This is a genomic window from Kutzneria buriramensis (genome assembly GCF_003387475.1).
Taxonomy (GTDB): domain Bacteria; phylum Actinomycetota; class Actinomycetes; order Mycobacteriales; family Pseudonocardiaceae; genus Kutzneria; species Kutzneria buriramensis.
This window is the reverse complement of sequence record NZ_QUNO01000001.1, coordinates 717,311-743,722: the sequence shown is the minus strand read 5'-3', so window position 1 is coordinate 743,722 and position 26,412 is coordinate 717,311. Positions and strand designations below refer to the sequence as shown.

Annotated in this window: 26 protein-coding genes; 15 read left to right on the top strand and 11 right to left on the bottom strand. The window is 69.9% G+C overall.

Features of this window, described 5'->3' with window-relative positions; all coding sequences use genetic code 11:
- The first annotated feature begins 385 nt into the window (after positions 1-385).
- The 4 genes from BCF44_RS03545 (at position 386) to BCF44_RS03530 (ending at position 4,776) form a co-directional block, all read left to right on the top strand.
- Positions 386-1,465, top strand: a complete 1,080-nt coding sequence (locus BCF44_RS03545) for an adenosine deaminase (protein WP_116172567.1) — start codon at positions 386-388, stop codon at positions 1,463-1,465.
- Between the two features lie 22 nt (positions 1,466-1,487).
- Entirely contained in the window at positions 1,488-2,864 is a 1,377-nt protein-coding gene (locus BCF44_RS03540) for an AAA family ATPase (protein WP_116172566.1), read from the top strand.
- Positions 2,861-3,490 (top strand): DUF4276 family protein, encoded by a 630-nt coding sequence (locus tag BCF44_RS03535; RefSeq protein ID WP_116172565.1) that lies wholly within the window; start codon positions 2,861-2,863, stop codon positions 3,488-3,490. Before BCF44_RS03540 ends, BCF44_RS03535 begins: the two co-directional genes overlap by 4 nt.
- A 92-nt stretch (positions 3,491-3,582) precedes the next feature.
- Positions 3,583-4,776, top strand: a complete 1,194-nt coding sequence (locus BCF44_RS03530) for an MFS transporter (protein WP_211352864.1) — start codon at positions 3,583-3,585, stop codon at positions 4,774-4,776.
- Between the two features lie 59 nt (positions 4,777-4,835).
- On the opposite strand, the gene BCF44_RS03525 is transcribed toward BCF44_RS03530, so the two are convergent.
- Together BCF44_RS03525 and BCF44_RS56485 are read right to left on the bottom strand one after the other, a co-directional pair.
- Positions 4,836-6,068, bottom strand: a complete 1,233-nt coding sequence (locus BCF44_RS03525; protein ID WP_116172564.1) for a primosomal protein — start codon at positions 6,066-6,068, stop codon at positions 4,836-4,838.
- 80 nt (positions 6,069-6,148) lie between these two features.
- Complete coding sequence (locus BCF44_RS56485; RefSeq protein ID WP_211352863.1) at positions 6,149-6,811, bottom strand: hypothetical protein; 663 nt, start codon at positions 6,809-6,811, stop codon at positions 6,149-6,151.
- Positions 6,812-6,944: 133 nt separating this feature from the next.
- Between BCF44_RS56485 and BCF44_RS03515 the strand changes: the two genes are divergently transcribed.
- The gene (locus tag BCF44_RS03515; RefSeq protein WP_116172563.1) at positions 6,945-7,526 is read left to right on the top strand and encodes an SMI1/KNR4 family protein; all 582 of its coding nucleotides are present in this window, start codon (positions 6,945-6,947) and stop codon (positions 7,524-7,526) included.
- A 156-nt stretch (positions 7,527-7,682) separates the two neighbouring features.
- Here BCF44_RS03515 and BCF44_RS03510 read toward each other — a convergent pair whose 3' ends face one another.
- The 6 genes from BCF44_RS03510 to BCF44_RS03485 all read right to left on the bottom strand — a co-directional run bounded on the left by BCF44_RS03510 (position 7,683) and on the right by BCF44_RS03485 (position 14,547).
- The gene (locus BCF44_RS03510; protein ID WP_116172562.1) at positions 7,683-8,963 is read right to left on the bottom strand and encodes a thymidine phosphorylase; all 1,281 of its coding nucleotides are present in this window, start codon (positions 8,961-8,963) and stop codon (positions 7,683-7,685) included.
- A 73-nt stretch (positions 8,964-9,036) separates the two neighbouring features.
- Positions 9,037-9,426 carry a cytidine deaminase gene (locus BCF44_RS03505; protein WP_116172561.1) on the bottom strand — a complete coding sequence of 130 codons (390 nt, stop codon included), beginning with the start codon at positions 9,424-9,426 and terminating at the stop codon, positions 9,037-9,039.
- Positions 9,427-10,686: an ABC transporter permease gene (locus tag BCF44_RS03500; protein WP_379801712.1), complete on the bottom strand. Its 1,260-nt coding sequence runs from the start codon at positions 10,684-10,686 to the stop codon at positions 9,427-9,429.
- Positions 10,686-11,765, bottom strand: coding sequence for an ABC transporter permease (locus BCF44_RS03495; RefSeq protein ID WP_116172559.1), 1,080 nt, complete (start codon positions 11,763-11,765; stop codon positions 10,686-10,688). The genes BCF44_RS03500 and BCF44_RS03495 overlap by 1 nt, the downstream gene beginning before the upstream one ends.
- Positions 11,765-13,318 (bottom strand): ABC transporter ATP-binding protein, encoded by a 1,554-nt coding sequence (locus BCF44_RS03490; protein ID WP_116172558.1) that lies wholly within the window; start codon positions 13,316-13,318, stop codon positions 11,765-11,767. The genes BCF44_RS03495 and BCF44_RS03490 overlap by 1 nt, the downstream gene beginning before the upstream one ends.
- Before the next feature lie 86 nt (positions 13,319-13,404).
- Positions 13,405-14,547, bottom strand: a complete 1,143-nt coding sequence (locus tag BCF44_RS03485; protein ID WP_116172557.1) for a BMP family lipoprotein — start codon at positions 14,545-14,547, stop codon at positions 13,405-13,407.
- 256 nt (positions 14,548-14,803) lie between these two features.
- Between BCF44_RS03485 and BCF44_RS03480 the strand changes: the two genes are divergently transcribed.
- From BCF44_RS03480 to BCF44_RS03445, 8 genes are all read left to right on the top strand, one after another.
- Positions 14,804-16,177 carry a YwqJ-related putative deaminase gene (locus BCF44_RS03480; protein WP_116172556.1) on the top strand — a complete coding sequence of 458 codons (1,374 nt, stop codon included), beginning with the start codon at positions 14,804-14,806 and terminating at the stop codon, positions 16,175-16,177.
- A 4-nt stretch (positions 16,178-16,181) separates the two neighbouring features.
- Entirely contained in the window at positions 16,182-16,544 is a 363-nt protein-coding gene (locus BCF44_RS03475; protein WP_116172555.1) for a toxin-antitoxin system YwqK family antitoxin, read from the top strand.
- A gap of 130 nt (positions 16,545-16,674) precedes the next feature.
- Positions 16,675-18,045, top strand: a complete 1,371-nt coding sequence (locus BCF44_RS03470) for a pentapeptide repeat-containing protein (protein WP_116172554.1) — start codon at positions 16,675-16,677, stop codon at positions 18,043-18,045.
- Positions 18,046-18,095: 50 nt separating this feature from the next.
- On the top strand, positions 18,096-18,707 hold the full coding sequence (locus BCF44_RS03465) for an endonuclease V (RefSeq protein WP_116172875.1): 612 nt from the start codon (positions 18,096-18,098) through the stop codon (positions 18,705-18,707).
- Between the two features lie 180 nt (positions 18,708-18,887).
- A complete protein-coding gene (sdhC, locus tag BCF44_RS03460; protein ID WP_116172553.1) occupies positions 18,888-19,331 on the top strand; it encodes a succinate dehydrogenase, cytochrome b556 subunit in 444 nt (147 codons plus the stop codon).
- 1 nt (position 19,332) lies between these two features.
- Positions 19,333-19,743: a succinate dehydrogenase hydrophobic membrane anchor subunit gene (locus BCF44_RS03455; protein ID WP_116172552.1), complete on the top strand. Its 411-nt coding sequence runs from the start codon at positions 19,333-19,335 to the stop codon at positions 19,741-19,743.
- A 19-nt stretch (positions 19,744-19,762) separates the two neighbouring features.
- Positions 19,763-21,517 (top strand): succinate dehydrogenase flavoprotein subunit, encoded by a 1,755-nt coding sequence (gene sdhA / locus BCF44_RS03450; RefSeq protein WP_116172551.1) that lies wholly within the window; start codon positions 19,763-19,765, stop codon positions 21,515-21,517.
- On the top strand, positions 21,517-22,299 hold the full coding sequence (locus BCF44_RS03445) for a succinate dehydrogenase iron-sulfur subunit (RefSeq protein WP_116172550.1): 783 nt from the start codon (positions 21,517-21,519) through the stop codon (positions 22,297-22,299). The genes sdhA and BCF44_RS03445 overlap by 1 nt, the downstream gene beginning before the upstream one ends.
- 49 nt (positions 22,300-22,348) lie before the next feature.
- Here the strand turns inward: BCF44_RS03445 and BCF44_RS03440 are convergent, their stop codons facing one another.
- A complete protein-coding gene (locus BCF44_RS03440) occupies positions 22,349-22,624 on the bottom strand; it encodes a hypothetical protein (protein WP_147328381.1) in 276 nt (91 codons plus the stop codon).
- A 170-nt stretch (positions 22,625-22,794) separates the two neighbouring features.
- Between BCF44_RS03440 and BCF44_RS03435 the strand changes: the two genes are divergently transcribed.
- Positions 22,795-23,547, top strand: coding sequence for a GntR family transcriptional regulator (locus BCF44_RS03435; protein ID WP_116172548.1), 753 nt, complete (start codon positions 22,795-22,797; stop codon positions 23,545-23,547).
- A 116-nt stretch (positions 23,548-23,663) separates the two neighbouring features.
- On the opposite strand, the gene BCF44_RS03430 is transcribed toward BCF44_RS03435, so the two are convergent.
- Positions 23,664-24,137, bottom strand: coding sequence for an Lrp/AsnC family transcriptional regulator (locus tag BCF44_RS03430; RefSeq protein WP_116172547.1), 474 nt, complete (start codon positions 24,135-24,137; stop codon positions 23,664-23,666).
- Between the two features lie 50 nt (positions 24,138-24,187).
- Here BCF44_RS03430 and BCF44_RS03425 point away from each other — a divergent pair, with 50 nt between their 5' ends.
- Positions 24,188-25,315 (top strand): trans-sulfuration enzyme family protein, encoded by a 1,128-nt coding sequence (locus BCF44_RS03425; protein ID WP_116172546.1) that lies wholly within the window; start codon positions 24,188-24,190, stop codon positions 25,313-25,315.
- On the opposite strand, the gene BCF44_RS03420 is transcribed toward BCF44_RS03425, so the two are convergent.
- Positions 25,312-26,355, bottom strand: a complete 1,044-nt coding sequence (locus BCF44_RS03420) for a serine/threonine-protein kinase (RefSeq protein WP_116172545.1) — start codon at positions 26,353-26,355, stop codon at positions 25,312-25,314. The two genes, BCF44_RS03425 and BCF44_RS03420, sit on opposite strands and share 4 nt — an antisense overlap.
- Positions 26,356-26,412 lie beyond the last annotated feature (57 nt).

Sequence of the window (26,412 nt, the reverse complement as noted above, 5' to 3'; positions counted from 1 at the left end):
TGGAGTTGTTGTTCTCGTTCACGGCTGGGGCCTTCGTCCATGGGGATGGGGAGACTCAGCGACTCTAGCCAGCTACGCACGGCGACACGAACCGGCCCCACGGATCTTGACGAAGACGTGCCCCGATTTGCGTCGTTCGGAGCACGCGGACGGCCGCGTGGGACCTAGTCGATCTTCATTCGGTTGCTGACTGAAACCAAAAATCCCCGTTCGAGTGACGCGATACCCCGACGTGGTGGCACACCGTGTGCGAGATACCACTCGTCAGCGGGGGCCGCCATACGAGAGGGTGGATTTCACCGACACGGCTAACACCGTCCATGATCATAGCGCCCCAAGATCGCCGCGACCGGGAAGGTGCCCGCGGCGGAGGTACCGTGTCGCAATGCCTACGCCGATGACCCCCGAGGCGATCCGCCGCGCCCCCAAGGTGCTCCTGCACGACCACCTGGACGGCGGGTTGCGGCCCCAGACCGTGATCGAACTGGCCGACACCATCGGCTACCCAGATCTGCCCACCACCGACCCCGCCGCGCTGGGCACATGGTTCCGCGACGCCGCCGACTCCGGCTCGCTCGTCCGCTATCTGGAGACCTTCGCCCACACGTGCGGGGTGATGCAGTCCGAACAGGCCCTGGTCCGGGTCGCCGCCGAGGCGGCCGAGGATCTGGCCGCCGACGGCGTGGTCTACGCCGAGGTCCGCTACGCGCCGGAGCTCTTCGAGCCCAGCGGACTGTCGCTGGAGCAGGTCGTCGAGGCCGTGCAGGAGGGCTTCCGGCTGGGCGAGCGCAACACCGGCAACAAGATCCGGATCGGCACGCTGCTGTGCGCGATGCGGCAGAACGAGGGCTGGCTGCGCATCGCCGAGCTGGCCGTCCGCTACCGCGACGCCGGCGTCATCGGCTTCGACATCGCCGGGCCCGAGGCCGGCTTCCCGCCCACCCGCGGCCTCGACGCGTTCGAGTACCTGCGGCAGCAGAACGCCCACTTCACCATTCACGCCGGCGAGGCGTTCGGGCTGCCGTCCATCTGGGAGGCCATCCAGCACTGCGGCACCGACCGGCTCGGGCACGGCGTGCGCATCGTCGACGACATCACCCGCGACGCCGACGGCTCCGTCCACATCGGACGGCTGGCCGGCTTCGTCCGGGACAAGCGCATCCCGCTGGAGATGTGCCCCTCGTCCAACGTGCAGACCGGCGCGGCCAAGTCGATCGCCGAGCACCCCATCGGCCTGCTCACCGACCTGCGGTTCCGAGTGACAGTCAACACCGACAACCGGCTGATGAGCGGCTGCACGATGTCCAGCGAGTTCGCCGCGCTGCACGAGGCGTTCGGCTACGGCTGGGCCGACATGCAGTGGTTCACCGTGAACGCGATGAAGTCCGCGTTCATCGGCTCCGACGAGCGGCTGGCCCTGATCAACGAGGTGATCAAGCCCGGCTACGCCGAGCTGATGGCCTGAGACTCGAAGGTAGCCTGAGCCCATGCTGACCCGCCTCGAGGTCCACGGCTTCAAGAACCTGGTGGACGTGCAGGTCGAGTTCGGCGCATTCACCTGCATCGCCGGAGCCAACGGCGTCGGCAAGTCGAACGTCTTCGACGCGATCGAGTTCCTGTCTCACCTCGCGTCGGAACCGCTGGCCGACGCCGCGAGGCGGGTCCGAGGGCCGTCGGGCGAACGTGGCGGCGACCCCCGGGACCTCTTCTGGGACGGCTACCGCGAACACGACCGGGTCATGCGCTTCGCCGTGGAGATGATCGTCCCGCGCGAAGCGGCAGACGACCTGGGCAACACCGCGGTGGCCGCCGAGACGTTTCTCCGATACGAACTGGAGCTGGGCTACATCGCGTCGACCGAACGCGGCACAGCCGGACGATTGGCGCTGATCAAGGAAGACTTGACCGGCATCGACCAGAGTGACCGACTGCGTTTCCGACAGTCGGCCCCATTCGCAAGCACCGTTCTCGCCGATAGGCAACGCCGTGGCCGATACCTCGCTACTACGTCACACGGGGACGTTGTCGTCTTCCACGACACGGAAGACTTCGCACGGGTAGCAGCCACGGGACGTGCCAACAGGACCGTTCTGAGCACGGTGATCCCGGGCCAGCCGACTGTTCTCGCCGCACGCCAGGAGATGCGGAGTTGGCGACGACTGGCCTTGGAACCGTCGGCACTGCGCGCACCGGACGGATTCTCCGACCCCAGACAGCTGGGCGTGGACGGCCGCCACCTGGCGGCCACGCTGTACCGGATCGCCAACGATGACGATCCGGATGCCGCCTACGCGCGGGTCGCCGACCGACTCTCGGATCTCGCCGGCGTGGGCGTGAACGAGATCGGCGTCGATCCGGACGAGGTGCGAGAAGTCTTCACCTTGTTCTTGACCGAACGGTCCGGTCTTCGTCTGCCGGCACGCGCATTGTCCGAGGGCACGCTCCGCTTCCTGGCGCTGTGCGTTTTGCTCGAGGACCCGACCGTCACCGGACTGCTGTGCATGGAGGAACCTGAGAACGGGATCCACCCGGCGAACCTGTCGGCCATGGTCGGCCTGGTGCGTGAGCTCGCCGTCGACACGTCGCTGCCGCCCGGCGACGACAATCCCTTTCGCCAGGTCATCGTCAACACGCATTCGCCGACCGTCGTACAACTGTGCAGTGCCGACGAACTGCTGTTCGCCGAACGTGTCCGTCAACAGGCGCCGGACGGCACCACCACGGCCGGAATCGCATTGACGCCCTTTCAGGGGTCCTGGCGGGCCAAGGACGGCGAAGCGGTGGCGACTCTCGCCGATTTCGTCCCCTATCTGGCCACTCCCCCGGACACCCACCTCCAACTGCCGACGGACCTGACCCGATGACGCTGTACTCCGGACTGTTCGTCGCCGAGGGATCTTCGGACGCACCGCTGGCCGGGCTCGTGACGGAGCTGTTCGCGGCCCACGACATCCGCCTCAGGCTCCAGGAGCCCGACTTCACCTGGCTCAGGGTGGCCAAGGATGTGCAGTCGAAGGTTCATGCCGGGATCGAACTGGCCAAGACCAACTTCGACGTCGTGGTGGTACATCGAGACGCCGACAACGCCGGTCACGCCGCGCGGACGAGGGAGATCGTCGATGCCGTCGCGACCGTGACGCGTGGCTCGCACGTCGTCCCGGTGGTACCCGTTCGGATGACCGAGGCCTGGCTACTACTGGACGAGGCCGCGATTCGACGCGTCGCCGGCAATCCCAAGGGACGTGCCGGTCTGGGGTTGCCCAAGCCGCACGAGGTGGAGTCGGTCGCAGACCCGAAGCACGTTCTCAAGCAGTGCCTGCTCGCGGCGGCCGACTGCACCGGCCGACGGCACAACCAGGTGGCCAGGCGCTTCGACGAACACCGGCGCAACCTCCTTGAGCGGCTTGATCCGCACGGGCCTGTCACCAAGCTGGCCAGTTGGCAGCGCCTGGTCGACTCGGTGGCGGCGGCCGCCGAGCTGATGGCCTGATTCCAGGATCCGGGAATTTGTTGCCGTAGCCGAAGTATCGGGGCTAGCGTCCAACATGTAGGCGGTGGTGTCCACATGTTGGGAGGCGCTCGGTGGCCGAGAACCCGCGCCGGTGGCTGATCCTGGGCCTGGGGCTGTCCGCCCAGGCCGCGGCTTGCACGTTCGTGTACGGCCTCCCGTTCCTCGTGCCGTACATCAGGGCGGCGGAGGGGCTGTCGCTGGCCGAGGTCGGCGTGTTGGTGTCGGCGCCGACCGTCGGCCTGCTGCTGACGCTGATCGCCTGGGGCGCGGCGGCGGACCGGTACGGCGAGCGCGTGGTGATGGCGCTCGGGCTCGGGGCGGCCGGCGTGCTGGTGGCGGTTGGCGGCGTGGGCACGCACGACGTGCTGCCGCTGGGGGTGCTGCTGCTGGTCGCCGGGGCGGCGAGCGCGTCGGTGAACGCGGCCAGTGGGCGGGTCGTGATGGGCTGGTTCGGGCCGCGCGAACGCGGTCTGGCGATGGGCATCCGGCAGACGGCGCAGCCGGTCGGCGTCGGCGTGGCGGCGCTGACGCTGCCGTTCCTGGGGCAGGCCTTCGGTTACCGCGCGGCGCTGCTGTTCCCGGCGGTCCTTTGTGTCCTGTTGGCCGTGCTGGTGGCGGTGCTCGTACAGGATCCGCCGCGGCCGCCGCGCAAGGAGACGGAACGGACGCGCTCCCCGTACCTGGAGTCGTCGGCGCTGTGGCGGTTGCACGGGTCGAGCGCCCTGCTGGTGGTGCCGCAGTTCGCCATTTCGGCGTTCAGCCTGGAGTACCTGGTCAGCGCGCAGAACTGGACGCCGGGGGCGGCCGGCGTGTTCCTGGGCGTTGTGCAGGCGGCCGGGGCTGCGGGACGCATCGCCACGGGGCGGTGGGCAGATCTGGCCGGCAGCCGGCTGCGACCGATGCGACAACTCGCGGTGGCCAGCACACTGGTGATGCTGCTGCTGGGCCTGGGTGACCTGGTCGCGCCGTGGCTGGCGGTGGCGGTGATCGCCGTCGGTGCGGTGATCACCGTGGCGGACAACGGTTTGGGCTTCACGGCGACCGCCGAGCTGGCGGGGACGGCGTGGTCGGGGCGGGCGCTGGGGGCGCAGAACACGGCCCAGAACATCGCCGCCGCGCTGACCCCGCCGCTGCTCGGGGCGTTGGTCGGCGGGTCCAGCTACGCGCTGGCCTTCGCCGTCGGGGCGGTTTTCCCGCTGCTGGCGGTCTTCACCACGCCGGTGGCGGCGGAAGATGCGCGCCGCGAGCTGGCAGAGGCCCCCTGACGCAGTGAAGGGGGCATTCCTCGCATTGAACGCGAGGAATGCCCCCTTCCGAGCACGAATCAGTGCGTGCGGAAGCGACCCTCGAGACCCTCGACCAGGGCCTTCCAGGCCTCGACCTCGGCGTCGAACGGGGCGCTGGGCGCCAGCCGCGTCGGGTCGGGCCGGACCACGAAGGACACCAGCCAGCCCAGGCTCTCGGACTGGGCCAGGGCCGCGGCGACGGACTCGTCGCCGGCCCAGGTGGCGGCGTCCTCGATGAGCTCGACGGCCAGGTCCAGCTGCACCGGGTCGACCGAGTCGGGGCCCTCGGCGATGTCGTCGGCGATGCCGTTGAGCACGTAGACGTTGTCGTCGTGCACCTCGACCTCGAGCTCGCCGGCGGTGGCCTTGGTGGCGACCTCGTCCCAGGTGGCGACCTCGGTGATGTCGTTGCCGGCCAGCTCGTTGCCGGTGTTCACCAGGAACCGGCCGAGCGCCTTGGCCGAGCCGAACACGTCGATCTCGCCGGAGTTGCCCAGGAACACCGGCTCGTCGTCGACGTAGCAGCGCAGCGTGTAGTACTCGTTGTCGCCCAGGATGATCTTGACGGGGTCGATGCCGACCTCGCCCCAGAAGCCCAGGTCCTCGGGCTCGTCGTCGGGCTGGCGCTCGGCGGCGTCCTCGTCGGCGTCGGCCTCCTCGGCCTCCTGCTGCTCGGCGTCGGCCAGCTCCTGCTCGGCCTCGGCCAGCGCCTTCTCGTCGACCTCGGGCACCGTCACGATCGCGTCGATCGCGTCCAGCACCTCGTCCCAGCGGTCCACCACGACCTTGGCCAGCTCGGTCCAGCGGCGCTCGCCGTCCCGGCCGGTGAACGGGAAGGTGCCCTGCGGCAGCAGCGCGAAGCCGTCCACCGAGTCCAGCACCTCGTTGACCTTGTCCAGCTCGCACACGTCGGCCAGCGAGCGCAGGATCGACACCACGTCGGCCAGCTCGCCGATGGTCCAGGTGTCCGGGTCCTCCGACACCAGCTCCGGCACGCCGACGAGGTCGAACTGGTGGTTCTCGTCGGGCACCAGCTCGACGGCCGACAGGGCCGGCAGCACGTGCCAGGCGGGGTGGTCGGTCAGATCGTGCTCGGTGGCGGTGCGCACGAAGGCGGCCAGCCGCGCGGCGTCCGGGAAGGCGTAGAGGTCCTCCTCGTGCCCGAGGAACGCCTCCCACTCCTCGCCCTCCTCGCGCCAGCGCGGCGCCCACAACGTGATCAGGTCGCCCTGGGGGAGCCCGAGCTCGATCGGGACGATGTCCTGAGCCATCTGGAGACCTCCCGGTCACGGCCAGCGCTGTCTGCGGGAACGCCGCAGATGCTACGTGGTCGCCGGATCATCACAGTTGACTAGGGGGTCTTCTCCCACACGGTGAGGTCGAAGGTGACCTGTGCGCCGACCGCCGGATGGAACACGACCAGCGCGAACCGGCCCTGGGCGCTGGTCGTGCAGTACGCCCCGCCGGCCAGGATCTGGTTCACGGACAGCGTCGGCGCGTAGGCGGTGGCGGCCGCGCAGTCGGCGTAGCCGGCGTTCTGCTGGGTCGGCGCGAAGCCCCGGCCGGAGCCCAGCACGGTGTCCTGGGTGTCGTACCGGAGGTCGTTGAAATAGGCGGGATCGCTGTTCATGACGACGTCCCAGTTGGGCTGGTTGCTGTCCAGGTTCACGCCGTAGCCGACGTTGAGCACGACCGGCGAGCCGGGCGGGGTGGAATTGCGGACGGTGCCGACACCCAGCCCGGTGGTCGTGGTGGCGGTCGTCGTGTCGGTGGTGGTCGGCGTCGTCGTCGCGGCGGCCGGCGTGGTGGCCGTCGGCGCGGGCGGACTGGTGGACGGGAAGGCGGCCCGCTCGGACTCGGCGGTGCGCAGCCCCAGCAGGTAGCCGCCCATCAGCGCGGCGGCGATCAGCGTGATGGCCAGCACGACCAGGAAGGCGATCAGCGGCCGACGGTCCGGACGTTTGGGGGCGCGACCGTCGTCGGCCGTCGTCCACATCGTCTCGGTGTCGGACACGAGCAGTCCCCTCGTCGGGTGAAAGCCGCAGGTTAACCCGTTCAGCGCGGGATGGTCAGCCGGACGCCCGATTCGCCCGGTCGTCCTCCGTTGGGCGGTACCGGTACGGCCGTTCTTACTCGATCATGAACAAATGGCAGTGGCCGACGCGTGGGGTCGGATCGTGCGCTGGCTGTCCTTCTACGCACCGTCCACCGGGTCGGTGCTGCGCACGATGGCGGACCGGGAAGATGTCGTGATCCTGGAGCAGGAGATCGGTGTCGAGCTGCCCGACGACCTGCACGAGTGGTGGTCGGTGTGCGGCGGCACCGGGAATTCGGCGTTCGCCGAGATCATCCCGCCGTTCTACACGCCGCACGGCCCGCAGGGTGCGCTCGACGCGTTCCGCGTGCAGCGCAAACTCTGGGCCGACACCTGGGACACGCCGGAGTGCGGCCCGGACGCCGGCTCCACCGGCAGCAGCTACCACCCGTTGTGGGTGCCCTTCGCCTTCGACGGCCTCGGCGACGCGCTGGTCGTCGACCTGCGGCCCGGCCCGATGCGCGGCTGCGTCATGGAGTGGGACCACGAGCGGGCCGAGGCGCACGGGCCGGAATGGCGCAGCATCACCGAGATGCTGGAGCAGATCGCCACCGCGCTGGAGGACCGGTCGAAGGTGCGGCACTCCCGCCCGGACACGACCACCGACGGCCGCATCGACTGGCGCACGAGTTGATGCTGTGTTCTTGGCGCCGCCTTCGGCGTCGCGGCTCGGCCGCCCACGAGGCCGATGCCTTCCCTTGTCAGTTGTCGATCGATGAACAGACTCGATCGACAACTGCCCGCGGTCCAGGCATCGGCGGCGGCCTCGCGAACTGGTGGCTACCGAACCTCAGCCCCTGATGGTGTCGATCACCAGCGGGTTCCGCCGCACCGGGGCGTCGCCGATGCGGATGCCGTCGGTGAGGGCGTCGCGGCCGGCGGCCAGCAGTTCCGGGGTGTCGGTGCGCAGTTCCAGCAGCGGCTGTCCCTTTTCGACGGTCTCCCCCGGCTTGGCCAGGCACAGAACGCCGGCGGCGTGCTGCACCGGGTCCTCCTTGCGGGCGCGGCCGGCGCCGAGCCGCCAAGCCGCCACGCCGATCGCGTAAGCGTCCAGGTCGATGAGCACACCGTCCTCGGCCGCCTCGACGACCTCGACGTGCTCGGCCACCGGCAACGGCGCCTCGGGGTCTCCACCCTGCGCGGCAATCATGCGACACCAGGTCTCGTACGCGCGGCCACCGGCAAGCACGCCGGCGGGGTCCACATCGGACAGTCCGGCCAGCGACAGCATCTCCCGGGCCAACGCGACGGTCAGCTCGACGACGTCGGCGGGGCCGCCGCCCTTGAGCACCTCGACGGACTCGGCGACCTCGACGGCGTTGCCGACGGCCCGGCCCAGCGGCACCGACATGTCGGTCAGCATGGCGCTGATGCGCAGCCCGTGGTCGACGCCGATGGACACCAATGCCCGCGCCAACTCCGTGGCGTCGGCGAGGTTCTTCATGAACGCGCCGGAGCCGACCTTGACGTCCAGCACCAGCGAACCGGCGCCCTCGGCGATCTTCTTGCTCATGATCGAGCTGGCGATCAGCGGCACCGACTCGACGGTCCCGGTGACGTCCCGCAGCGCGTACAGCTTGCGGTCGGCCGGCGCGAGCCCCTCGGTGGCGGCGCACACGACCGCGCCCACGGAACGCAGCTGCGCCTGGATGTCCTCAGTGGACAGCTGGGCCCGCCAGCCCGGGATGGACTCCAGCTTGTCCAGCGTGCCGCCGGTGTGCCCGAGCCCGCGGCCGGACAGCTGCGGCACGGCCGCGCCGCAGGCGGCGACCAGCGGGGCCAGCGGCAGCGTGATCTTGTCGCCGACGCCGCCGGTGGAGTGCTTGTCCACGGTGGGCCGGTCCACGTGCAGCGACAGCCGCTCTCCGGACTCGACCATCGCCCGCGTCCACCGGGCGGTCTCCGTGGCGTCCATGCCGTTCAGGAAGATCGCCATGGCCAGCGCCGACATCTGCTCGTCGGCGACCACGCCGCGGGTGTAGGCGTCGACCACCCAGTCGATCTGGTCGGCGGTCAGGGTCCGCCGGTCCCGCTTGTGGCGGATGATCTCGACGGCATTGAAGTGGCTCACAGACCCTCCTCGCTAGTGCTCGTCGGGCCTGCGGCCAAGGGCGCAGTGTTCGATGGTTCGCTCGCAAGCTCGCTCACGGCAGATCCTCGGGTCCGAACGCGTCTGGCAGAACTTCCCGCATCGTAAGCACACCGCGCGGGGTGTCCACCAGACAGTCGGGGCCGCCCAGCTCGTAGATGATCTGCCGGCAGCGTCCGCACGGCATGAGCAACTCGCCCTTGCCGCTGCGACAGGCGACCGCCACGAACTTGCCGCCGCCGGTCAGCCGCAGCTGCCCGGCCATCGTGCACTCGGCGCACAAAGCCACGCCGTAGGCGGCGTTCTCCACGTTGCAGCCGGTCACGACGCGGCCGTCGTCACACAGGGCGGCGGCCCCGACCTGCAGCCCCGAGTAGGGGCAGTAGGCCGACGCCGCCGCGACCACGGCGAGCCGCCGCAGTTCATCCCAGTCCACAGTGGACAACTAACTTCCCTGTCCTCGTCGGTAGATCAGACCGTCGGCCGCGGGCATCCGCAATCGTTGGGCCGACATCGCCAGCACCACGATCGTCACGATGTGCGGCAGGTAGGTGGTCAGCTCCGACGGCAGCGAGTCGATCGACAGGTACAGCAGGTACAGCGCGCCGCCGGCGAGCACCGCGATCAGGCCGACGATCCACTTGCGACGGATCAGCTGCACCAGCGCGATCACCCAGATCAGCAGGGCCACGCCGTAGAACAGGCCCAGCACGGTCTTGCCGTCGGTCAGCGTCTGGAGGCCGTCGGCGTAGCCGAACAGCGCCGCGCCACCGAGCAGGCCGCCGGGCCGCCAGTTGCCGAAGATCATGGCGGCCAGACCGATGTAGCCGCGGCCGTTGGTCTGGTTCTCCAGGTAGCCGTTCTGGCCGGGGGCCAGCACCAGCGCGGCGCCGCCGAGCCCGGCGAAGCCGCCGGAGACGATCACCGCGAGGTACTTCTGCCGGTACACGTTGACGCCCAGCGACTCCGCCGCGACCGGGTTCTCGCCGCAGGACCGCAGCCGCAGGCCGAACCGGGTGCGCCACAACAGCAGGTAGCTCACCGGCACCAGCAGGATGGTGATCATCGTCAGCGGCGACACGCCGGACAGCAGCCCGTGCAGGATGCCGGCGATGTCGGAGACCACGTACCGCTGCTGTTTCTCCAGGTCTCCCAACCAGTCCGCGAGCGGCTGGGCGGAGTACGTGTCGAAGCCCGGCACCTTCGGCGACTGCCGCGGGTTGTGCGACACGCTGGTGAACAGCAGCGTGGACAGGTACTTGGCGACGCCCGCGCCGAGCAGGTTGATCGCCACACCGGAGACGATGTGGTTGACGCCGAAGGTCACCGTGGCCACCGCGTGCAGCAGGCCGCCGAGCGCGCCGAACACGATGCCGCCGGCGACGGCCGCCCACGGACCCCACTGGTAGCCGGCCCAGGCCGAGCCCCAGGTGCCGAGGATCATCATGCCCTCGAGGCCGATGTTGACCACGCCGGCGCGCTCGGCCCACAGGCCGCCGAGGCCGGCGAGCAGCAGCGGCACGGCCAACTGGAGGCCGGCCTGGATGGTGGCGGTCGCCGTGATGTTGGCCAGGCCGGTCAGGTCGGCGGTCACGGTGAGCAGCACGATGGACGCCAGCGTCCACAGGATTCCGTTGGCCCAGGCGGGAATCCGTCGCTTGACGGGTGCGACCGGCGTTGTCGACGGCGCTGCGGTGGTGTCGATCACGACGCGCTCCCGGTGGTCGCGGCGGCCAGTTGCAGGCCGACCCGGCGTTGCTCGGCGGCCAGTTCGAGCCGGCGGATCACCTCGTAGGACACGACCACGGACAGCACGATCGCGCCCTGCATGATGGTGACGATCTCGCGCGGCACCTGGATGACGTCCAGCGACACCGCGGACTGGTCCAGGAAGGCCCACAGCAGCGCGCCGAACGCGATGCCGCCGGGGTTGTTCCGGCCGAGCAGCGCGACCGCGATGCCGGTGAAGCCGTAACCCTGCGGGGAGATCAGCGTGTACGCGTGGTCGCGGCCGAGCACCTCGGGCAGCGCCGTGAGGCCGGCGATCGCGCCGGACACCAGCATCGCGATGACGATCATGCGCTTGGCGTCGACGCCGCCGGCGGTGGCCGCGGTCGGCGACTCGCCGGAGGCCTGGAGCTCGAAGCCGAACCGGGTCCGGTTGAGCAGCACCCAGTAGCCGACGCCGACCAGGATCGCCAGCAGCACCAGGCCGAAGACGGTGCCGGCGGAGCCGAACGAGATACCCGGGATCCAGTTGGACGACGGGATCGGCTTGGTGCTGATGTTGTTGTTGTTCAGCACGCCGAACGCGCCCTGCTTGATCAGCAGCGCGATGATGCCGCCGGCGATGGCGTTCAGCATGATGGTGGTGATCACCTCGCTGACGCCCCGGGTGACCTTGAGGATCGCCGGCAGCGCCGCGTAGGCCGCGCCGCCGACCATGGCCGTCAGGATGATCACGATCTGGCCGATCACCGGCGGCATGTTCAGCTGGCCGCCGACGATCGCGGCCAGCGCCGCGCCGATCCGGTACTGGCCCTCGACGCCGATGTTGAACAGGTTCATCTTGAACCCGATCGCGACCGCGATGCCGACCAGGTAGTACACGCTGGCGCTGTTGACGATGTCGACCAGGGTGGTGTCCCGGCCGACCTGGACCACCATCACGGCCAGCGCCTTGGCCGGATTGCTGCCCGAGATGATCAGCGCCACCGAGCACAGCAGCGCCGAGAACACGATCGCCACCACCGGCGGCAGCAACTTGCCCCGCAGCGAGCGCATCAGGCCTCTTCCTCTCCACCGGTCGACGCGCCGGTCATGGCGCTGCCCAGTTCCTCGGGCGTGACCGTCGCCGGGTCGGCGTCCGCGACCAGCCGTCCGCGCAGCATCACCTTGATCGTGTCGGACAGGCCGATCAGCTCGTCCAGGTCCGCGGACACCAGCAGCACCGCCAGGCCGGCGGCGCGGGCCTGCTTGATCTGCTCCCAGATCAGCGCCTGCGCGCCGACGTCGACGCCGCGGGTGGGGTGCGATGCGATCACCAGCACCGGGTCGCCGGACAGCTCCCGGCCGACGATCAGCTTCTGCTGGTTGCCGCCCGACAGCGCCGCCGCCGGCACCTCGATGCCGGGCGTGCGGACGTCGAACTGCTCGACGATGCGCCGGGTGTCCTTGCGGGCGCCCTCCACGTCCAGCCAGCGCCCGTTGACGACCGGCTTGCGGGTCTGGAAGCCCAGGATCCGGTTGAACCACAACGACTGCGTCAGCAGCAGGCCGTGCCGGTGCCGGTCCTCGGGGATGTAGCCGATGCCGGCCTCGCGGCGGTGCAGGGTGCTCAGCTTGGTCAGGTCGACGATCGCGTCGTCCGCGCCGACCAGCAGCACCGAGCCGCCGTCGGCCTTGCGTATGCCCATGATCGCCTCGACCAGCTCGGTCTGGCCGTTGCCCTCGACGCCGGCGATGCCGACGATCTCGCCGGCGTGCACGGCCAGGTCGATCTCGTCCAGCACGGCCCGGCCGGTGTCGTCGCTCAGGTGCAGGCCAGCCACGGTCAGCACGGCGCGGTCGGTGACCGTGGACTCCCGGGTCTCGGGGCTGGGCAGCTCGGAGCCGACCATCATCTCCGCCAGCTGGCGGGTGGTGACCGACGTCGGGTCGACGGTGCCGACGGTGGTGCCGCGGCGGATCACCGTGATGCTGTCGGCGATGGCCCGGACCTCGTCCAGCTTGTGCGAGATGAACAGGAACGTGAAGCCCTGCTCGCGCATGCCGCGCAGGGTGTCGAACAGCTCGTCGACCTCCTGCGGCACCAGCACGGCGGTCGGCTCGTCCAGGATGATGATCCGGGCGCCGCGGTAGAGCACCTTGAGGATCTCCACCCGCTGCCGGTCGGCCACGCCCAGCTGCTCGACCAGCACGCCGGGGTCGACCCGCAGTCCGGTCTGGCCGGCCAGCTCCTGGATCCGGGCCCGCGCCCGGCCGCCGATGCCGTGCAGCGCCTCCGCGCCGAGCACGACGTTCTCCTGCACGGTGAGGTTGTCGGCCAGCATGAAGTGCTGGTGCACCATGCCGATGCCGGCCTTGATCGCGTCGGCTGGGGTGCGGAAGCGGACCTCGGCCCCGTCGACCTCGATGGTCCCCTCGTCCGGCTGCTGCATGCCGTAGAGGATCTTCATCAGGGTCGACTTGCCGGCGCCGTTCTCACCGCACAGCGCGTGCACCTCGCCGGCGCGGACGGTGAGCCTGATGTCGTCGTTGGCCACGACGCCGGGGAAGCGCTTGGTGATCCCGGTGAGCACGACCGCGGGGTTGCCGAGGTCGGTGGCGGTGGTCATGGGGCAACTCCTTACAGCACTACCGCGGGCCCGGCCAATCCTGGCGGGCCCGCGGTAGGTCTGGGTCGACGCGCGTGTCAGCTGACCTAGATGGTCGAGGGGACCTTGATCGCGCCGGAGATGATCTGCGCCTTGTAGGCGTCGACGGTGCTCTTGATGTCGTCCACCTTGCCGCCGGAGGTGGCGAAGTCCACACCGCCCACCGCGAGGTCGAAGACCTTCGGGATGCCGGTCAGGTCGTTCGACGCGACGCCGCGCAGGAAGTCGTACACCGCGGTGTCGACGCGCTTCATCATCGAGGAGATGATGACGTCCTTGTCGTCCGCGACGCCGGCCTGCTTGTACTGGTCGGAGTCGACGCCGATGGCGTAGGAGCCGCCCTTGGCCTTGACCGCGTCGAAGATGCCCTTGCCGGAGTTGCCGGCGGCCTGGTAGATCACGTCGGCGCCGGCGGACAGCTCGCCCTGGGCGACCAGGCGGCCCTTGTCCGGGGCCTGGAAGCCGGTGAAGTCGCCGGCCGGGGTGATGTACTTGTCCTCGATCTTGATGTCCGGCGCGGCGGCCTTGGCGCCCGCGTCGAAGCCGGCCTGGAACTTCTGGATCAGCGGCACGTTCACGCCGCCGACGAAGCCCACGTGGCAGGCCTTGGACTTGTACGCCGCGATCACGCCGACGAGGAAGGAGCCCTGCTCCTCGGTGAAGGTCAGCGGGGTGACGTTCGGGGAGTTGTCGACCGTGGAGTCCACGATCGCGAACTTGGTCTGCGGGAAGTCTTTGGCCACGTTCTGGAGCGCCGGGGCGTAGGCGAAGCCGACCGTGACGATCGGGTTGTAGCCCTCCTGCGCCAGCTGGCGCAGCCGGGTCTCCTTGGCCGCGTCCGACTCGTTGGGCGAGGCGGTGGTCTCCTTGATGTTCTCGGCCTTCACGCCCAGCTGCGACTTGGCCAGGTCCAGGCCCGCCGCCGCCGCGTCGTTGAACGACGCGTCGCCGCGGCCGCCGATGTCGTAGGCCAGGCCGACCTTGAGGGCACTGCCGTCGACCTTGGTCGAGCTGCCCGTCGTCGTCGTGCCGGCCGCCGCCGCGGTCGGCGGCGTGGACAGCTTGCAGCCGCTGCCCGACGACGCGCTGTTGCTGCTGCCGCCCGCACCGCTGGACGAGCTGTCCTTGGCACACGCGGCCATCGACATCACGCTGGTCAGCGCGATCGCCGCCACCGCTACTCCACGCATTCGACGCACGGTTGTCGTCCTCTCCCTGCTTCGGCGGACTTGCGATGCCCCGACCCCGTTTTCGGTGTCGGTCCCGCCGAGGGCCAGACGGTACCTCCCGGTCCTTGGCCCAGGACACCGGTCACGGTCCGTGTAACCGAATCGTTGACCCGCTCGGACGAATTGTCGGCACGTGATCACGCTCAGTCACCGAGGAACGCGACGGCGGCTGATAGCGTCAAAACGGGCAATCGAGGACACCCGGGAGGCCGTCGGCGTGAGCAAGATCCACAGCAACCCGGATCACCTGCGTCGATCGGGCGGCAAGCTGTCGCGGTTCGGGCGGACCGTGGCCGCCGCCGGCGAGAAGCTCGACGACACCGGTCAGAACCTGGTCGACCACGCCCAGGGCGACCGGTCCGGCATCGGGTCGGTGGTGGCCAAGGCGATGGGCCGGGGCGTGGAGGTCACCGGCACGGTGTTCAAGGAGGGCGGCCGCGTCGCCGAGCGGGCCGGGCAGAACCTGGGCAAGACCGGGGACCTGCACGAGGAAGCCGACCTCAACGCGCGGGACAGGCTGCTCAAACACCATCCCGACGCGAAGTCCAAGCGCCTGCCCGGCGGCGGTGAACGCTCGGCGGCTCCTGTCTCCGGTGGAGGCGGTGGAGGCGGTCGCAAGCCGCCGAAGGTCCGCACCGGCGGTGGCGGCGAGGACGAGGAGCCGACGCACGTGTCCGGCGACCTCAACCATCCGGCCGGCTATCGCGGCAGCGCGGCCAGCACCCACATCAGCTCCGCGTCGCCCGAGCACATGCCGGCGCCGTCACTCGACCCCGCGCCGCACAAGCTGGCGGACCTCAGCCACACCGAGGGCGTGGTCAGGGACGAGGAGACCGGGCTGATCACGCATGTCGGCGACCGGACGTCCAAGGATTACGTCACGCACGTCGCCGAGCACCGCGCCAACCAGTACCGCGCCCCGCAGCAGCAGGCGAAGCAGGACCATCTCGACTACCAACGAAAGGTCGGCGAGCACAAGCAGCAGCTGCAGGCCTACCACGAGGAGAAGCGCGCCTGGGTCGAGCAGCGCAAGCAGGAGGCCGCGGCGGCCAAGGCCGAGGGGCGGGAGCCGCACTTCCCGCCCGAGCCGAAGATGCCGGAGAAGCCGACGCCTCCCCGGACCGGCGACGTGTTCAGCCAGGCCAACGTCGGCGTCACGGCGGTCGGCATGGACATGCGCACCGGCCTGGTCTACGAGGGCGTCAACGGGTCCGACGCGGACGTGATCCCCAAGGCCGACCTGCACCCGACGCTGCGCCAGCACCTGGAGGACATGAACAACAAGCCGGGCGGCTATCCGGTGGAGGACGACACCACCGGCGCGACGCGCGATCGACCCCACCCCGACAGGCCGCTCGGCCACGCCGAGGTGAAGGCCGCCAACGCGTTGCTGTGGGAGCGTCGTGCCCGGGGCTTCGACGACGGTCCCGGCGCGCTGGCCGAGATGCGGGTGGACAACTACCACCCGTTCCGCAGCGGCGGCATCGAGCAGGCCCCGTGCTGCGCCAACTGCAACCTGATGCTGCGAGGGGTGCCCAGCAACGCCGGGCGTTACGATCGATTCCCTCCAGGCGAGAAGATTCCGGAGTGATGTCATGAAGCGGATCCACGTCTTCCTGGACGACAGCGAGTTGGACGACTCGCTGCGCCTCGTGCACGACGGCGAACCGTTCACCGGCGAACTGATCAACACCTATGGTGAGACGCTGATCTTCTTGGAGACCTACCGCGACGGCTGGCGGGACGGCCCGCGGCGCGAGTGGTACGAGGACGGCACGCTCAAGGCGGAGGGCATGTCCCGGCACAGTGTCGCCGTCGGCACGCACCGGAGGTGGCACCACAACGGCCGGCTGGCCGTGGAGAAGGTGTTCGACGACGAGGGCGACCTGATCAGCGAGCAGCACTGGGACTCCAACGGCGCGCCGGAGTCGTTCCGCTCCGTCGGCATGCCGGAGTGATGGCGGTCCACAAGGGACGAATCGTCGGCGCCGGCTCGTCGAGGAGCACCGCCGGGACGCCGACGGCAATGAGGTTCCCTTCGGGAGAACGGGGCTGCCCGAGGGGTGGTTCGGCCAGTAGGTTCGAAGGGTGAGTAAGTGGCTGCCGGTCCGCTGGCCGGACGACGACGAGGCGGCGGTCGCGCTGGAGGACTGGCTCGACGAGGGTGTCGGCGACTTCACCGGCCTGGACTTCCGCGGCGCCGACCTGACGGGCGCACCGTTGAGTGGCGCCCGGCTGCTCGGCGCGGACCTGCGGGACGTGGTGTTGCGCCGGGCGGAGCTGGACGGCGCGCTGCTGACCAGCGCGGATCTGCGCGGGGCGGACCTGTCCGAGGCGCAGCTGCCGGACGCCAACCTGGATGATGCCAACCTGGCCAAGGCGAATCTGGGCGACGCCAACCTGACCCGCGTGACGGCGATCGGCGCGGTGTTCGCGGAGACGAGCTTGCGCGGCGCGAATCTGACCGCGGCGATGCTGGACGACGTCGACCTGTCCACCGCCGACCTCGCGGAAGCCGTGCTGGACGGCGCTTTCCTGCCGGCCCGGGCCAGGCGGATCGACGTGTACGCGGACGCCCCGACCTGGGACGACGAGGGGCGGCTGTGGCACGGCGGCGAGCCGTTCACCGGGGAACTGGTCCGGGAGAACGGGGATCGCCTGCTGTCGCTGGAGACGTACCAGGACGGCGTGCGGCAGACGACCAGAACCTGGTACGACAGCGGGATCCTGCGCTCCGCGGACGGGAAGCGCTGGCATCCCAACGGAATGCTCGCCGAGGAGGGCGACCGGCACTGGGACGAGCGCGGCGAGCCGGTGACCAGGGTCGATCGGGCCCGAACGACCGAGGCCGACGGCGTACTGGCAGTCGACGGCGAGCCGTTCACGGGCGAGGTCCAGGACGGAGAAACCGTCACCTCCTACCGCGACGGCGTCCCCGACGGCCCGTGGTGGTCACCCGACGCCGAGGGCCGGTACGAGCAGGGCGTGCGCGTCGGGGAATGGCGGCGCTGGCACCGCAATGGCCGTACCAAGGAGCTGACCCAGTACGACGCCAAAGGCTCCACACGGCGGATCCAGCGCTGGGACGACGGCGGCCTCATCCTCGACGACCGGGAGGCGCCGTCGGACGAGCCGCCGCTGCCGCGCATCGACCTCCAGGTCAGCACAGTCGACTGGGATGACGGCGCGCGCCTGCGTTACGACGGCCACGCCTTCACCGGCGAGGCGGTGACGCACGGGTACAGCGGCGAGGTGATCTCGCTGGCGACCTACCGGTACGGCGTCGAGGACGGGCCGCGCCGCGAGTGGTACGAGGACGGCACGCCCAAGTCGGAGCTGACGGTGCGGCGCGGCATGATCACCGGCGTCGCGCGGGAGTGGACACCGGACGGGCGGCTGGCCCGCGAGCGCGTCTTCGACGAGCACGGCGACCTGGCTTCGGAGAGGCATTTCGCGTGATCGAGCAGTGGCCGGCGACGCCGGACGAGGCGGTCGCGTTGCAGCTGCGGATGGCCCCGCTGGTCGACCCGCACCCGCCCGCCGGCTTCGCCCCGCGCACCGCCGCCGGCCTGGACGTGGCGTACGACGAGGGTTCCGACCGGCTGTTCGCGGCGGTGGTGGTGCTGGACGTCGCGTCACTCGACCCGGTGGATCAGGTCGTTGTGCCGGGTGTCACAGATTTCCCTTATGTGCCAGGGTTGTTTGCGTTCCGTGAACTGCCGTCGCTGCTGACCGCGCTCGAACGACTGACCGTGTCGCCCGATCTGCTGGTGTGTGACGGACAGGGCGTGGCCCATCCGCGCCGGTTCGGCCTGGCCAGCCACCTCGGCGTGGTCACCGGGCTGCCGTCGATCGGCGTGGCCAAGACCCCGATGGGGCACTACGACCCGCCCGGCCCGGAGCGCGGCGCGTGGTCGCCGCTGCTGGACGACGGGGAGGTGGTCGGGCGGGCGCTGCGCACCCAGCGGGAGGTCAAGCCGCTGTTCGTCTCGATCGGACACCGGGTCGATCTGGACACCGCCTGCGCGCAGGTGCTGCGGCTGGCTTCCCGATACCGCCAGCCGGAGACCACGCGGCGTGCCGACCGGCTGTGCCGGGATGCCCTGACGAGTGGCGCTTGATCGATAAAGTCACCTGGGCCACATCGGTGCGTGTCTCATCGATCACAGACGGACCTTCGCCGTTGGGCCAGCCACGGGCCTGCGGTCTAGCATCCGGAGGGTCAAGGCCCCGTGACGCAAGTCCGTCCCGAAATGCCGCCGGGGCCGCGCCCACCACTGACGCTGGAGGCCACCCGCACCATGGCCAGTACCACCGCCCCGCCGACGGGCGCAGCAGAGGGAACAGGGGGCAGCAGCCGGCGCGGTAGCACCGTCTACCGCGGCGATCTGGGCATGTGGTCCTGGGTGGCCCACCGGATCACCGGGGTGCTGACCTTCTTCTTCCTGTTCGTGCACGTCCTGGACACCGCGGTCGTCCGCATCTCGCCGAACGCCTACGACAAGGTGATCGAGCTCTACAAGAACCCGCTCGTCAACCTGTTGGAGCTGGGCCTGGTCGCGGCGGTGCTGTACCACGCGCTCAACGGCGTCCGGATCATGCTGGTCGACTTCTGGTCCAAGGGCCCGCGGTTCCAGCGCCCGATGCTGTGGATCATCATCGCGGTCTGGGTCGTCGTGATGATCCCGGGCGCGTACTTCATGCTCCAGCGGAGCTTCATCACGGTCTTCGGTGGTGGCAACTGACATGAGCACCCTCGACCTCGCCGCCCCGCGCAGCCCGCGTCGGCGCCAGGCTCGCCGCAGCAACTTCGAGCTCTACAGCTGGCTGTTCATGCGGATGTCCGGCCTGCTGCTGATCGTGCTGGTGCTCGGGCACCTGTTCATCATGAACATCCTCGACGGCGGCGTGCACCGCATCAACTTCGCCTTCGTCGCCGGCCGCTGGTCCTCGCCGTTCTGGCAGTTCTGGGACCTGTCCATGCTGTGGCTGGCCGAGCTGCACGGCGGCAACGGCCTGCGCACCGTCATCAACGACTACGCGCGCAAGGACGCCACCCGGTTCTGGCTGAAGATCCTGCTCTACACGTCCATGGCGCTGATCCTCGCGCTGGGCAGCTTCGTGATCTTCACCTTCGACCCGAACATCAGCGGCTGACCGCGGGAGAACGCGCGACATGCAGGTACACAAGTACGACGTGGTGATCGTCGGCGCCGGCGGCGCCGGGATGCGCGCGGCCATCGAGGCCGGGCAGCGCGTCCGCACCGCGGTGCTCACCAAGCTCTACCCCACCCGGTCCCACACCGGCGCGGCGCAGGGCGGCATGTGCGCCGCGCTGGCCAACGTCGAGGAGGACAACTGGGAGTGGCACACCTTCGACACGATCAAGGGCGGTGACTACCTCACCGACCAGGACGCCGCCGAGATCATGTGCAAGGAGGCGATCGACGCCGTCCTCGACCTGGAGAAGATGGGCCTGCCCTTCAACCGGACGCCCGAGGGCCGGATCGACCAGCGGCGCTTCGGCGGGCACACCCGCGACCACGGCAAGGCCGCCGTGCGGCGCGCGTGCTACGCGGCCGACCGCACCGGGCACATGATTCTCCAGACGCTGTACCAGAACTGCGTCAAGCACGGCATCGAGTTCTTCAACGAGTTCTACGTGCTCGACGTGTGCATGACCGAGACCGCCAACGGCCCGGTCTGCACCGGCGCGGTCGCGCTCGAGCTGGCCACCGGCGAGATCCACGTGTTCCAGGCCAAGGCCGTCGTGTTCGCCACCGGCGGCTTCGGCAAGGTCTTCAAGACCACCTCGAACGCGCACACCCTGACCGGCGACGGCATGGGCATCATCTTCCGCAAGGGCTTGCCGCTGGAGGACATGGAGTTCTACCAGTTCCACCCGACGGGCCTGGCCGGCCTGGGCATCCTGCTCACCGAGGGCGCCCGCGGCGAGGGCGCGATCCTGCGCAACGCCGACGGCGAGCGGTTCATGGAGCGCTACGCCCCCACCATCAAGGACCTCGCGCCGCGCGACATCGTCGCCCGGTCGATGGTGCTGGAGGTGCTGGAGGGCCGCGGCGCCGGTCCGCACAAGGACTACGTGCTGCTGGACTGCACGCACCTCGGGGCCGAGGTGCTGGAGACCAAGCTGCCCGACATCACCGAGTTCGCCCGCACCTACCTGGGTGTGGACCCGGTGACCGAGCCGGTGCCGGTGTACCCGACCGCGCACTACGCGATGGGTGGCATCCCGACCAACGTGCACGCCGAGGTGTTGCGGGACAACGACAACGTCGTCCCCGGCCTGTACGCGGCGGGCGAGTGCGCCTGCGTGTCCGTGCACGGCGCGAACCGGCTGGGCACCAACTCGCTGCTGGACATCAACGTGTTCGGCCGCCGGGCCGGCATCGCCGCCGCCGAGTACGCCGCCACCGTGCACGACCACGTCGACCTGCCGGAGAATCCCTCCACCATGGTCGAGGCGATGGTCGAGAACCTGCGCTCCTCCACCGGTTCCGAGCGCGTCGCCGACCTGCGGATCGCGTTGCAGAACACGATGGACGCCAACGCCGCCGTGTACCGCACCGAGGACACCCTCAAGCAGGCGCTGCACGACGTGCAGCAGCTCAAGGAGCGGTACGGCAACGTCGCCGTGCAGGACAAGGGGAAGCGGTTCAACACCGACCTGCTGGAGGCCGTCGAGCTCGGCTTCCTGTTGGAGCTGGCCGAGATCCTCGTCGTCGGCGCCATCGCCCGCAAGGAGTCCCGCGGCGGGCACGCGCGGGAGGACTACCCCAGCCGCGACGACACGAACTTCATGCGGCACACCATGGCGTACAAGCAGGGCGACCAGCTGTCCGCCGACATCCGGCTCGACTACAAGCCGGTGACCTTTACCCGGTACAAGCCGATGGAGCGCAAGTACTGATGACGACGACCGAAACCGCGCCCTCGGGCTCCCGCGGCTCGCAGCCGCCCGCGCCGCCCGGATCCGTCACCATCACCGTGCGGATCCGCCGGTTCAACCCCGAGTTCGACGACGAACCGCGCTGGCAGGACTTCGAGGTGCCCGCGCTGCCGTCCGACCGGGTGCTCAACGTCCTGCACACCATCAAGTGGTACATGGACGGCTCGCTGACGTTCCGCCGGTCGTGCGCGCACGGCATCTGCGGCTCGGACGCCATGCGCATCAACGGCGTCAACCGCCTGGCGTGCAAGGTGCTGGTGAAGGACCTGTTGGCGGCCAATGGCAAGCCGACCACCATCACCATGGAGCCCATCAAGGGCCTGCCCGTGCACAAGGACCTGCTCGTCGACATGGAGCCGTTCTTCGAGGCCTTCCGTGCCGTCAAGCCGTACCTCATGACCACCGGTCACGAGCCCACCCGCGAGCGCGTCCAGTCCGTCGCCGACCGGGCCCGGTTCGACGACACCACCAAGTGCATCCTGTGCGCCTGCTGCACCACGTCGTGCCCCGTGTACTGGACCGAAGGCTCCTACTTCGGGCCTGCCGCCATCGTCAACGCCCACCGGTTCATCTTCGACAGCCGGGACGAGGGCGCCGAGGAGCGGCTCGACATCCTCAACGACGTCGACGGCGTGTGGCGCTGCCGCACCACCTTCAACTGCACCGACGCCTGCCCCCGTGGCATCCAGGTCACCAAGGCCATCCAGGAGGTCAAGCGCGCCCTGCTGTTCAAGCGCGTCTGACCCGGCTCTCACGTCGAGGCCCCGCCGACCCCCGGTCGGCGGGGCCTCCTCACGTTCGTGACAGCCGGACTCCGGCGCAGGACCACAGCGTGGCGAGCAGATTGAGCGCGGCCGGATCCATCCCGTCGCACTGTGCTTCCTCACCCGACCACACGATCTGGTGCACGGCAAAGGCTTTGTCGGGTTGACTCTCGTCGTCGAGGGTGCCGAACTCCGCGGTGAAGAGGCCGATGTCGCATCTCTTCTCACGCAGCAAGGCAATCGCCCACAACCTCAGGTGCAGGGCCAGTTCGCCCCGGCCGAACCGGAGGACGTCGACCTCCATGCGGCCGATCTCCTCGTAGCCGGCGCGACCGTCGGTGGACTTCCGCACCTCGTAGAGGACAAATGCGTGGCGGAGCATCGTGACCCCCGTAGTTCCTACCGACCTATCTAGATAGCTAGAGTGACAGTGGCACGCACAGCTGTCTAGATGGAACTAGGTAGACTGATCGAGTGACGCCCGAGGAGCCGCCGTATCGTCGGATCGCCGCCGACCTCCGCCAAGCCGTCGAGCGCGGCGAGTACCGGCCCGGCCAGCAGCTGCCCAGCGGCAGTGCGCTGATGAAGCGGTACGGCGTCGCCCGTCAGACCGTGCAGAACGCATTCGACGCGCTGCGGGCCGAGGGACTTGTCACCACGCAACCCGGGGCCGGCGTGTTCGTACGCACGAAGCCGGCCGTCACCCGCCTCGCCCGGAACCGGCTGTCCCGCGCGGCCCGTACGGCCAACCAGGCGACCTTCCTCGGCGACGCGGCGGCAAGTGGCTTCACGGCATCGGTCGAAGTCGAGATCCGCATCGAGACGGCCGACGAGCACCTCGCCGACGCCCTGCACATCGAAGCCGGCGACGAAATCCTGGTACGACGGCGAACGATGCGTGCCGACGGCGAGCCGGTGCAGCTGGCGACGTCACGGCTGCCCCGCCGGCTGACCGCCGGCACCGCGATCGAGCAGGAGAACACCGGCCCCGGCGGGATCTACTCCCGGTTGGAGGAAGCCGGCGTGCGGCTGGATCACTTCGTGGAGCGAGTGCTCACCCGCCCCGCCACGGTCGACGAGGCCGCACTGCTGAACGTCGCCGCCGGCGCACCCGTGCTCGTCGTGCGCCGAGTGGCGATCGACGAGTCGGGCACGCCGGTGGAGGTCAACGACATGACCATGGTCGGCGACCGCTATGAGCTCGTGTACGAACTGGCCGCGGACTGATCAGGCCTTCCAGTCGGGACGGCCGGGCATGGGCGGTGTGCCGACGGAAGCCTGCGGCGCCACAGGAAGACATGGTGGCGGTCTCGAGGGCGACGCCGTCGCCGGCGGCCTGCGCCTCAACCGGTAGGCGGTAGCAGCGGCCCGCCCTCCCACTGCTGGAAGATCAGGGTGGTGTGCACGAGGGCGACCTCGGGCCGGGCGGTGAACTCGTCGAGCACGAGGCGTTGGAGGTCGGCGGCGCTGGTGGCGGCGACGTGCACCATGAAGTCGTCGGGGCCGGTGAGGTGGAATACGGCCCGGGTCTCGGGCTGCGCGAGGGAGTGCTTGACGAACGGATCCAGCACGCCGCGATGGGGCTGCACCCGCACGAACAGGAGAGCCTGCAGCGGCCGGCCGAGCGCGGTGGCGTCGACCTTGAGCACGGTGCCGAGGATGACACCGGCGGCCCGCAGGCGCGCGACTCGATCGAGACAGGTGGACGGGGCGATGCCGACGACGGCGGCGAGCTCCTTGTTGGTGATCCGGGCGTCGTTCTGCAACTCCCGCAGAATGGCGAGATCAACCGGATCGAGACGCGCAGGGTCGGCCATGGGCCGAATTTAGTACGGGATTCGCACGAAAACACCGTGACCTGCCCAGGATGAGCGGCATGCAGCTGAACACCAGGGCAGTGCACGCCGGCCGCGAGGACCTGACGGATCTGGGCCTGCACGCGGCCCCGATCGACCTCTCCACGACCTACCCCTCCCACGACAGCCACGAGGAGGCGAGCCGCCTCGACCGGGCCAAGCTCGGCGAGGACCTGGGCGGCAGCCCGATCTACGGCCGCATCGGCAACCCGACGGTGGCCAGGTTCGAGACCGCGCTGGCGAATCTCGAGGGCGCGGAGGCGGCGGTGGCCTTCGCGACGGGCATGGCGGCGCTGTCGGCCTGCCTGCTCGCGGTGGCGGCCCAGGGCAAGCGGCACGTCGTCGCGGTGCGCCCGCTCTACGGCACCACCGACCACCTGATCGACTCGGGCCTGCTGGGCACCGAGGTCACCTGGTCCACAGTGGACATGCTCGCGGACGACGTCCGCGCGGACACCGGCCTGGTGATCGTGGAGTCGCCGGCCAACCCCACTCTGTCCGAAGTGGACATCAAAGCCATCGACGTGGACGTTCCGGTCCTGGTGGACAACACGTTCGCGACGCCGGTGTTGCAGCGGCCGCTCGAGCTGGGCGCCGACATCGTGCTGCACAGCGCCACCAAGTTCCTGGGCGGCCACGGCGACGTGCTCGGCGGCGTCGTGGCGTGCGACGAGCAGTTCGCCCGCCGCCTCCGCGCGGTCCGCACCGGCACCGGCGGCATCCTGCACCCGCTGGCCGGATACCTGTTGCTGCGCGGCCTTTCCACGCTGCCGGTCCGCATCCGCGCGGCCTCCCGGACGGCCGCCGAGCTGGCCCGGCGGCTCGCCGACCACCCGGGCGTCAGCCGCGTGCACCGGCCGAGCATCGGCGGCCCGATGGTGTCCTTCGAGGTGCACGGCGACCCGCACACGGTGATCGGCGCGGTCCAGCTGATCACGCCGGCGGTGAGCCTCGGCAGCGTCGACACGCTGATCCAGCACCCCGGCTCGCTGAGCCACCGGGTCATGGCCGACGAGGACCGCCGCGGCGCCGGCGTCAGCGACCAACTGCTGCGCCTGTCGGTCGGCCTGGAGGACGTCGACGACCTCTGGACCGACCTGGACCAGGCGCTGTCACAGTGCAAATCTTCCCTGGGCTAGTTCCGCACCACGACGGAGGGATCATGGCGCTGTTCCGGCACGAACGGGAACAGCGCCGTCTCCGCCCTGGCCCCGTGCGCCTCCTCGCGGCAGACGGAAGCCTCGTGCGTGACGACCTCCAGCCGGCCGATGGCCAGCGCCATGAAGGTGAGGTCGGGCAGCGCCCGCACCACCGGCAGCCGGTCGCAGTCCTCGTCCCCGGCGAGCACCCGCAGCAGCAGGATGTCCTGCTGCGGCACCAGGTAGCAGCGGTCGATCAGGTACTGGAGGCGCTCGCTGTCCCGCTCCAGCCGGGTCGTGAGCCGGCCGAGCGAGGAGATCTTGCGGTCGATGGACCGCAGCAGCGCGCGGCGTTCGCGGTCCGCGGCAAGCACGATCCGACCGAGATCGGCGGCCCGGCGGGCGGCGATCGACCGCGCGAAGGCCTCCTGCTGCACCACGATCCACGGCGTCAGCAGCACCACCGCGCCGAGCAGCGGCGTCGTCGACACGGCCATCAGCGCGCCGGTGATCACCAGCGCGGACGTCAGCAGCACCAACACCGGCAGCTGCCACTCGGAGTGGTCCGCGGTCTGCCGCCGCAGCCACAGCTGCCGCCCCAGGCCCACCGCGAGCCCGGCCTGCACCCCGACTCCCACGACCAGCGGGGCCACCGCCGGCCAGGGGTAGGTCGTGATCAGCACCGCCGCCTCGGCCACCATCAACAGATACGCCGCGACCCGGCTGCCGATGTGCCGGACCAGCCCCGGGGAACGATCGAGCTGGCGCCGGGCCTGCGCCGCGGTCAGCATCTGCGAGCCGACCCGGCGCGGCCGGGACTCGGTCTCCACGGCGCGGCGGCTCAACCGCTCGATGGTGTAGCCCAGGCGCATGCCCCGGTCGACGCGCCGGGCGGTCGGCCGGTGCCGGCGTCCGGTGATCCGGGTGGCGGCGCGCAGGCCGTGGAACTCCTGCACCAACTCACTCTTTGTGGTGATTCTGTGCGCCCGTGACGGGTGCAGCAGGCGGAACGCCAGAGGTAACCGCGCGGTGGTGCTCATCTCGCTCATCCTCCTCGGGATCGGGGGGACTCAGGGCTAGACTGCGTCAGGAAACCG